Source organism: Lascolabacillus sp. (genome assembly GCF_028696275.1).
GTDB classification, from domain to species: domain Bacteria; phylum Bacteroidota; class Bacteroidia; order Bacteroidales; family Dysgonomonadaceae; genus Proteiniphilum; species Proteiniphilum massiliensis.
The window spans coordinates 1-2,698 of record NZ_JAQVHI010000066.1; the positions used below are offsets into that span (position 1 = coordinate 1).

A 2,698-nucleotide genomic window follows, 5' to 3' on the forward strand; every position below is an offset into this window, starting at 1 on the left:
GTGATTTAAGATAATCAGTGATAAAATAAAAAGTGCCGGAGATTAAAACCACCGGCACTTTTCTTTGATAGAGTTATTCTGAAAAGTAGTTACAAAGAGTATTACGATTTAGAATATTGATTAATTGTGGTCGATACTCTCACAAGAATATTTTAATTTGATAAACTTTCAAATATCTGATTCAATACTCTCACAAGAATATCTGATCGGTTTGATTTTGATTAATAAGCAAACTTAAGACCATCAATTTTATCCCAGCCTCCACGTGTGAAGTCGGGTATTTCAACAGGCACACTGCCATTATCCAGTGAGATCTGAGTCAAAGGAATAAGACTGCACCACTCTGCAAGGTCATAAACATCCATATCCAGAGGCAGACCATTCTGCAGACAGTAAACAAGACGGTAATCCATGATGAAGTCCATACCTCCGTGACCACCTACTGTTTTAGCTTTCTCTTCAAGCTCTTTGTGGATAGGGTGTTTGTACTTCTCCATCAAGGCAGTCTTAACCTCTTCAGAAACGAAGCTGTGTGCGTTAAGATCTTCATGATTAGGAATACCTTCAGATTCTACCTGACCAGACTGGATAGCGTAGCCCTGTACAGGATATTTATTAGCAAATCCTTTTGTTCCTGTAAGCTGATACATACGTGAATATGGACGAGGAGTCATCACATTATGCTGAATGTTGATTGTCTTACCCTTCTCAGTTTTTATCAGTGTCAAAGTATGATCACCATTACGGAAATCAGGAGCTTCACGTCCATACAGTTCTTTCACTATTTCCGGACCAACGATTGGTTTAGTATCAACTGATACCAGGTAGTTCATTTTATCACCACGGTGGATATTAAGCAGCTGAGCAGCCGGTCCGATTCCGTGAGTAGGATAAACATCACCTCTGTTTTTCTCGTTATAATCAAGGCGCCAGTTATTCCAGTATGAATCCCAGAATGCTGACAGCTCATGGATATATGATCCTTCTGTATGGATAATCTCGCCAAATACGCCCTGCTGAGCCATGTTCAGTGTGGTAAGTTCAAAGAAATCATACACACAGTTCTCAAGCTGCATACAGTGCTTGCGTGTTCTCTCAGATGTATCAACAAGTGCCCAGATCTGCTCAAGTGTCATTGCTGCAGGAACTTCAATAGCAACGTGTTTGCCATTTTCCATGGCATATACACCAATTTCGGCATGAGAATTCCAATCGGTTGCTACATACACTAAATCGATGTCATCACGCTCTACAAGCTCTTTCCATGAGTTTACATCACCTGAGTAACCTGCAGCTTCGGGGAAACCAGCTTTGCGAAGGATTTCCTGAGCAGCATCAACTCTCTCTGGTCTGAGGTCGCATAGTGCAACAATCTCTACTCCCGGTATATGAGTGAAACGTTGTACAGCACCGGGACCGCGCATTCCTAAACCTACAAACCCTACTCTTACTGTTGGAATGGGTTCTGCTGCAAACTGCAGCATGTCGGTTTGTCCAGCCGGCCTTTCAGGCACCTCTGTCTTAATCATCTGCGGCGCCCCGTTCTCACTTGGAGCGACGCAGGAAAATGCGATGGTTGCAATAAAAAGCAACAAACTAAATTTTAAAAACTTCATCTAATTTATTAATTAAAAACATTAAATATATTGTCTATATTAAACTTCAGGCCTTAAATTAACTGACTAAACAGGTAATTAACAACCTTCATAACCTTTTCATCTATTCAAACCACAAATATACTCCAAATTTAGTGTGATTTGAGTTAAATTCTTAAATAAACTAATTAGATGTTGGATTATCTTATGGTCCAGCTAACCTGGAATGGTTTGCAAAAATATATAAAAAAAACTGCTTCACAAACAGTTAAATTTTCTACAGGTTGCGGTATTCATATGAAAACTACTTCATATCTTTACACCGAGGCTTTGAAAACATTTCTGTAGGCAAAACGAATTATTATTGCCCGGTTTTTATCAGTAATCAAGATGGATCATAATAGATCCGGTGTATCATCAGCGTTTAAATTATAAATAAAAACAGAATGGATAGAATAGTATATGTAACTGGCGGAGCCAACGGATTAGGAAAAGCTATCGTTACCCTTTTTTGTAAAAATGGAGATGATGTAACATTCTGCGACATAGACAAGGCAGCAGCCGAAAAACTTTGCAGTGAGCTATCTGACTTTAAATGCACATTTCACGAAGTTGATATATCAGATGCAGCAGCCCTTGAGCAGTCGGTTAGCCAATTAATAAAAGATAAAGGAGATATAGATATAATAATAAACAATGCCGGAGTAAGTCGCTTCTCCTCAATCCTCGACATTACAGTCGAAGAGTTTGATAAGGTGCTGGATATTAACCTGCGACCCATATTCATTACTTCCCGCACACTTGCAAAACACAGAGACGCCAACCCCGAATTAAACAGCTATGGACGCATCATCAATATTGCATCCACCCGCTTTCTGATGAGCGAGCCAAATTCAGAAGCATATGCAGCATCAAAAGGAGGGATATACTCACTCACCCACGCATTATCAATGTCGTTAAGCAAGTACAGGATAATAGTCAACTCCATCAGTCCCGGCTGGATTGAAACCGGCAACTATGAACTTCTAAGTGATCTGGATCACAATCAGCACCCCTCAGGCAGAGTAGGCAAACCAGAAGATATTGCCCGCACCTGTATCTTC

2 protein-coding genes are annotated in these 2,698 nt (G+C 40.1%); one reads left to right on the forward strand and one right to left on the reverse strand.

From position 1 onward, the window contains the following. Positions 1 to 221: 221 nt before the first annotated feature. The gene (locus PHO43_RS09770; RefSeq protein WP_045089119.1) at positions 222 to 1,616 is read right to left on the reverse strand and encodes a Gfo/Idh/MocA family protein; all 1,395 of its coding nucleotides are present in this window, start codon (positions 1,614 to 1,616) and stop codon (positions 222 to 224) included. Positions 1,617 to 2,041: 425 nt separating this feature from the next. Between PHO43_RS09770 and PHO43_RS09775 the strand changes: the two genes are divergently transcribed. Then, positions 2,042 to 2,698 (forward strand): SDR family NAD(P)-dependent oxidoreductase (locus PHO43_RS09775; RefSeq protein WP_288012132.1); only part of this gene is annotated, 657 nt, incomplete at its 3' end.

What these genes read in the sequence shown, in the direction of transcription:
- PHO43_RS09770 (WP_045089119.1), bottom strand. Translation starts at nt 1,616, where the DNA reads ATGAAGTTTTTAAAATTTAGTTTGTTGCTTTTTATTGCAACCATCGCA.